The organism is Blastocatellia bacterium, from assembly GCA_035275065.1.
Classification (GTDB): domain Bacteria; phylum Acidobacteriota; class Blastocatellia; order UBA7656; family UBA7656; genus DATENM01.
Map to the genome: position 1 here is coordinate 1 of DATENM010000156.1, position 5967 is coordinate 5967.

Here is a 5967-nt window from a genome sequence, read left to right on the forward strand (position 1 = left end):
GGAGGCAGGACGAAGAGGCCCGAAGGCGCAAGGGGGAGCAGCATTGAGTGAAGCAAGAGGGCAGGAAGCGATGCCAGGCCGCCTAACAACGACATGCACCGGAGCCGCCGCAACGCAATTCTCATCCTTTGGCCATTGCCGTTCGGCGGCCCGGTGATGTGTGTTCGTTAGGCGTCCCTACAGCAAACGCAAGTAAGGAGCGGCTGACGAGAGCGAAGGCGCGGATCGCGTATGGCCAACCACAATCCCTGATAGCCAAAACCAAGCAAGCCGCCGTGTCAGGCCAGGGCTCAATCCGCATTGCGCTACCGCTGCTCAGCGAGAGGCGGCGGTTGCAGAGGGCGCTCGGTACGAGCAATGAGGCGACGGCAACAAGAGGCCGGCAGGGGCAGCGCCGCCGGCGCAAGGTAGGCAAATGGACGGACGCGGGCGACCCCCCGGAGGCGAAGGGCGGCGGCACGAAGGCGGCCAACTGGCAATAGCGGATAGGGGTCGCAGGGCGAAGCGGGGCGAAGGCGGAGGGGCAAGCGGCTATAGGTGAAGCAAGAGGGGAGCGGTGCGATGCCAGGCCGCCTAACAACGACATGCACCGGAGCCGCCGAAGCGGAGTTCACGTCGTTTCCCGCAATGCCGTTCGGCGGCCCGGTGATGTGTGTTCGTTAGACGCCTGCATTTGAGCAGTTCATATCGCAACTGCAAATCAGGTAAAATGGCTGGGGAGGCAGACAATGATAAAGACTGTTGAAGCCGTGATTGACGAGAACGGCCACGTTCGACTTTTAGAATCCATAAACTTGCCGGCTGCTAGGCGCGCACTCGTAACTATTTTGGAAGAGGAGCCGGCAACGAGTATTTCTGAGACGGCCCTGCTGAGTGAGTCGGCCCTTGCCGAAGATTGGAACAAGCCGGAGGAGGACGCGGCGTGGTCACACCTACAGCGGGCGCGGTAATTCTTGTGCCATTTCCCTTTTCTGACCTGTCAGAAACAAAACTGCGCCCGGCTTTGGTGCTGGCGGATGCGGGTCGAGGTGACTGGGTTTTATGTCAAATCACAAGTAAACCGTATGGAGATGCCAAGGCGATAGAGATAAAGGACGGCAGCCTGGAAACAGGGGCGCTGCGGGTAATCAGTTATGCGCGGCCAGGGAAGCTATTTACAGCTAATGACAGGTTGATTGTTGCTCAGGTGGGAACTTTGAAGGCAGAAAAGTTCAAACAAGTTATTGAAGCCGTCACAGAGTTACTGCGAGAGAGCCTTAACCCATAATTACTTGTCCTGCTTTCAACGGCGTCTAACAAGGCGTTGCAGCGGAGGCCACGAAGCGCGTTTCACGTGGTTGCTGGTGAGGCCGCTCGCGGCCCCGCTAAACGCGGGCGTTGGGCTGCCCAAAGTGATGAATGTGAAGGGAGAATATGAAGATAGCTGAACTGAAGATTCGTAACTATAGAACGCTGGAGTCCGTTGATCTAACGTTCCCCTCATCGTATACCGCGATCTGCGGGGCCAACGACTCTGGAAAGACAAACGTTGTACGCGCAATCCGGGCACTCATGAAAGAGGATGACCAATACCAAGTGATCTCCTTTGGTAATGAATCGGAAATGTCTGTAAAAGACGACTACCCTAAATGGAAAGATATAGACCCATTAAGGAGAGAGATCGAATTCCAACTAGCTATTACATTGCATCGGGAGCGCGATGCTGGCTTGTATCAAGTAGTAGTAAAACAGCTTTCCTTAGATGCCCCTCCCGATACTTTTGATCTTGGGCTAACCGTAACCTACCGAGTTGAACGGACAGAACCGCTCGTTGTAGTCCGGGCTTGTGGCAACGAATACGCTGATCTCGATGCTCAAGAAGTTCTAAAGAAGCTTCAGTCATCAAAGAGCATTCTTTTCTATAACTCTACACAGATTGACCCCCGAATATTATTTCGAGGTGCGAGCGCAGGAGGCTATATTCGGGATATATCCGGTCAACACGAATCCTTAGTCGAATCAATGAAGAAGACAGTTAACCGTGGCCTTGCCAAGATATCACGCAGTCAGCAGGCTGAACTAGAAGGTTTGCTTGGTCGCCTTCAAACAAAATACAAAGTAGGCCTGTCGCTTCCTCAGTTTGATTTTAGCTACTTACCTTTTAGCATCACGCTTGGAGATAAGACAATAGAGGTGCCACTTGACGATTGGGGCAGTGGTACGAAAAACCGAACCCTCATATTGCTCACCTTGTTTCGGGCAAAGCAGATTGCAGACGCAGAGGCATCGGCAGGGAAGGTCACGCCAGTTATCATAGTGGAGGAACCGGAAAGCTTCCTCCACCCTTCTGCGCAGGCAGAATTCGGGCGGGTCTTGCACGATTTAGCTGAGGAGTTCCAGGTACAGGTCATTGTCACAACCCACAGTCCATATCTCTTAAGCATAGACAAGCCTACCTCGAATATCCTTCTACGTCGGCGTACAGTCTATAAGCAATTGCGGGATACCGAGCGCGTTGCAATCACACCGGAAAATTGGATGGTTCCGTTTGGTCAGGCTCTTGGGTTAGACGCAGAAGAATTCAAGCCTTGGCAAGCCTTGATTCTCAATGATTCCGACGCAATCCTGCTTGTTGAAGGGGATACAGATAAGGAGTACTTCGAAATGCTACAGAATGCAGCGCATGGACAGCGGCGCTTGGTACTTCAAGGAGAGATTGTTTCTTATGAGGGAACCGGTAATCTTCGCAATACAGTTCTGCTTCGATTCATTAAAAACAGGCACCAAAAGCTATTTGTTACATTTGACCTTGACGCATCGGACCAACTTGAGAAGCCGCTCCGCGCATTACAGCTTGAGAAAGGGAAACATTATCTGCCTATTGGGATCAACGCAGCAGGCAGGAAAAACATTGAAGGCCTCCTCCCTGACGCAGTGACCACCGCAGTTTACGGAGCAAATCCGGCACTTGTGCAAGCAGCGACAGCAGGGACAAAAGAGGAACAGGAGAGTGCAAGAAATCGCCTCAAGAGGCTGCTTCTGGATGAATTCAAACGTACTGCGACACCTGGGCCGGAGTACTTTAGTCATTTCTATGCGATAGCAAAAGCTATCAATAAAGCTCTCTCGCCTTAAGTCGCTCGTCGGGCTGCCCAACAACTGCATGCAGCGGAGGCCGCGAAGCAGGTTTCTTATCATTCCCCGAATTCCGTTCGCGGCCCCGCTGATGCTGGGCGTTAGACGTTGGGAGTCCTCGATATGCGGCTTCCAACTCAGCATTGTAGAATAGGCTACTATGGCCAAAGCGAGCGTAAAAAGAGAATGGCGGCGATTACGGCACGATTTCGAGTTGCAAGCCAAACAGTACCATGAACTTACTCTATCAATCTATTTTATAACCTCAGATAATCTTGTTGAGGACGAAGCATTCGGCCACCCCAACCATACAATAATGCTGTGGCAATATTTTGGTAATGTGGAACCAAATACGTCCAACAATAAATTTATGAATGCCCGAATTGCGAAATTCGGCATTACCGACGCTATGGTCACTGCGTTTGGCGTCACGAGGCACGCCTTATTATGATAGAAAATATCATGAGAAATGTGGTTGATTATACTGTGCCAGGCAAGCCGGTATTTATCTGTAACCCTGACCCACTTTCAGTATGGCTGAACTTTATACTGACTTTTATTGCTACGCTTCAGCCAGAGCGCTTTCAGCGCCGCACTTTGGATGTTGACCCCTTTGCAGCGTCATTGGCTGCTCTTGATTATCTAACTCATCCCAAACCTAGACAGAGCAAGGTTAATAACAATCAAATGGCAGCGAGTTTGACAAAAAAGCGTTTTAAGGTTGCACTCTCATTTCCAGGTGAAAAAAGAAGATATGTCTCAAAAATTGCGAAAGGACTGGTGGAGCGTTTGGGCCCAACCAGCATCTTTTACGATAAATACTTTGAGGCCGAGCTTGCTAAACCGAATTTGGATCTCACCCTTCAAAAGATTTACCATGAAGATTCAGAACTCATAGTGATCTTTATTTGTAAGGAATATGAACAGAAAGATTGGTGTGGCCTTGAATGGAGAGCTATCCGAGACGTTATTAAGAACCGGCGAGACAAAGATATAATGCCAATGCGTTTCGATGACACCAAAATTCCAGGCCTTTTCTCAATTGACGGGTATATTGACCTTCGCAAGCGATCTGCCAATGAAACTGTTGATTTGATATGCCAACGACTTGGAGAGGGAAACAATCACCCTTAAAGCCCCGCCAACGTCTAACAATGCGTTGCAGCGGAGGCCGTGAAGCGCAGCTCTTATGCGTCCTTTCAATGCCGTTCACGGCCCCGCTGAACGCGAGCGTTAGACGTTGCTATGCGGAGACAGGAAATAGCTTATGTCTGTAGGACACACCAGAGTTATCGTTACCCTCACTTGCCTTACTCTGATTTTATCTCTGATCGCTTGTTCCCCAGATTCTAAGGGCGATACCGAAATAAGAGTCGGTACGCAAGCTAGGCTACGTGGCGGCCCCGAAGCAACAATTGTTGCTACAGACCAAGAGTCTATTCGAGCTTTTGCCAAGGCGAAGGCGGCAAATGACGAATATGGTTTGAAGGAACTCATTCGGGGAGGAAAGATTCTCGCTGTGCCAAATAACACAAAGGGGACAGGTGCAAGCACCTCCATGACACTTGAGACTCGAATCGATGACAAGTGCAAGCACCTCCATGACACCTTTTGAAAGAACGATGACCCAAAGGCTAATGCCCATTTTGGCCGAAAAACCGGGCGATTATTGATCACCGCCTCGCTTGATCGGTTTGCTGGGCATCGGCATTTTATCGCTAGCCGTCATGGAGGCGCTTGCACTTTGGTGTCATGGAGGTGCTTGCACCTGTCCCAAAGGTATTAGTAATTGACACAGGCTGGGCTGGAGATGCACAAATCCGAATGCTTGAAGGCCAATATGAAGGGAAAGCATTTTGGACGGACATCGAATGGATGATGAAAGATAATGGCACTATTGCCCAAGTGCCTCCACCCGACAGGTCTGATAGCACTTCATCAAAGCAGCCTAATTCAACCCCAGGTAATCAGCGAACCTTGGATGAGCAACTATTCAGCTTGTTAGACAAGATAATCTCCACTGAAATAGGAGAGAAAGAAGACCCGGCAAATATCTCTGCCGCATTGGCTCTAATCAATCAGGGGGCAAATGTGGATGCAGGAAAAGGATTGGGAGATACACCTCTCATCCGGGCAGCAAGGAATGGTCACATACAGGTTATGAAGATCCTATTGGACAAAGGCGCGGACATAAATGCCCAAGATGATACAGGAATGACGGCACTTATGTGGGCGGCTCATATGGGCGATCCAGAAATGACGAGGCTCCTGATTGCTAAAGGCGCGAAGCTGAATATCAAAGACGATACCGGGTTTACAGCCTTATCAGGTGCCGAAGGAGCAACGGACAATCGTCACTTAGCAGCAATACGTTTATTAAGGAAGGCAGGAGCTAAATAATCCGTGCAACGTCTAACAAGGCGTTGCAGCGGAGGCCACGAAGCGCAGTTCTTATCGTTCCCCTATTGCCGTTCGCGGCCCCGCTGAACGCTGTCGTTAGGCCAACGAGGCGCTATGTCAGATGAACGCGACAGGATGATTAAGGCTCTCAAGGAACATGTTATTCCAGTCTTGCGGGAGCGCGGCTTCAAAGGCTCGTTTCCACACTTTCGCCGTACGACAGAACGTACCATTCACTTAGTGACGTTTCAGTTCGACAAGTGGGGCGGAGGCTTTGTCGTAGAGATTGCAGCCTGTCCGCCCAATGGTGTCCATAGGCCGTCGGGCGAACAGATCCCTCCCACCAAGATCAGGGCCTGGGACGTGGCGCGCCGTCTTCGACTTGGTGCGTCGGATGAAAAAAGCGACCATTGGTTCAGATATGACAAGCGGCGATGGTTTTCCTCTGGCGAC

7 protein-coding genes are annotated in these 5967 nt (G+C 50.7%); all 7 read left to right on the forward strand.

What is annotated here, in order from left to right:
• Positions 1-922 precede the first annotated feature (922 nt).
• Positions 923-1267, forward strand: a complete 345-nt coding sequence (locus VJ464_29320; GenBank protein ID HKQ09259.1) for a type II toxin-antitoxin system PemK/MazF family toxin — start codon at positions 923-925, stop codon at positions 1265-1267.
• Between the two features lie 146 nt (positions 1268-1413).
• Entirely contained in the window at positions 1414-3114 is a 1701-nt protein-coding gene (locus VJ464_29325) for an AAA family ATPase (GenBank protein HKQ09260.1), read from the forward strand.
• Between the two features lie 160 nt (positions 3115-3274).
• Positions 3275-3565, forward strand: coding sequence for a hypothetical protein (locus VJ464_29330; protein HKQ09261.1), 291 nt, complete (start codon positions 3275-3277; stop codon positions 3563-3565).
• On the forward strand, positions 3562-4248 hold the full coding sequence (locus VJ464_29335) for a TIR domain-containing protein (protein ID HKQ09262.1): 687 nt from the start codon (positions 3562-3564) through the stop codon (positions 4246-4248). The genes VJ464_29330 and VJ464_29335 overlap by 4 nt, the downstream gene beginning before the upstream one ends.
• Before the next feature lie 133 nt (positions 4249-4381).
• Positions 4382-4729 carry a hypothetical protein gene (locus VJ464_29340; protein HKQ09263.1) on the forward strand — a complete coding sequence of 116 codons (348 nt, stop codon included), beginning with the start codon at positions 4382-4384 and terminating at the stop codon, positions 4727-4729.
• A 209-nt stretch (positions 4730-4938) separates the two neighbouring features.
• Positions 4939-5514, forward strand: a complete 576-nt coding sequence (locus VJ464_29345) for an ankyrin repeat domain-containing protein (protein HKQ09264.1) — start codon at positions 4939-4941, stop codon at positions 5512-5514.
• A 114-nt stretch (positions 5515-5628) separates the two neighbouring features.
• Positions 5629-5967: DUF4304 domain-containing protein (locus VJ464_29350; GenBank protein HKQ09265.1), on the forward strand; the 339-nt coding region annotated here is incomplete at its 3' end.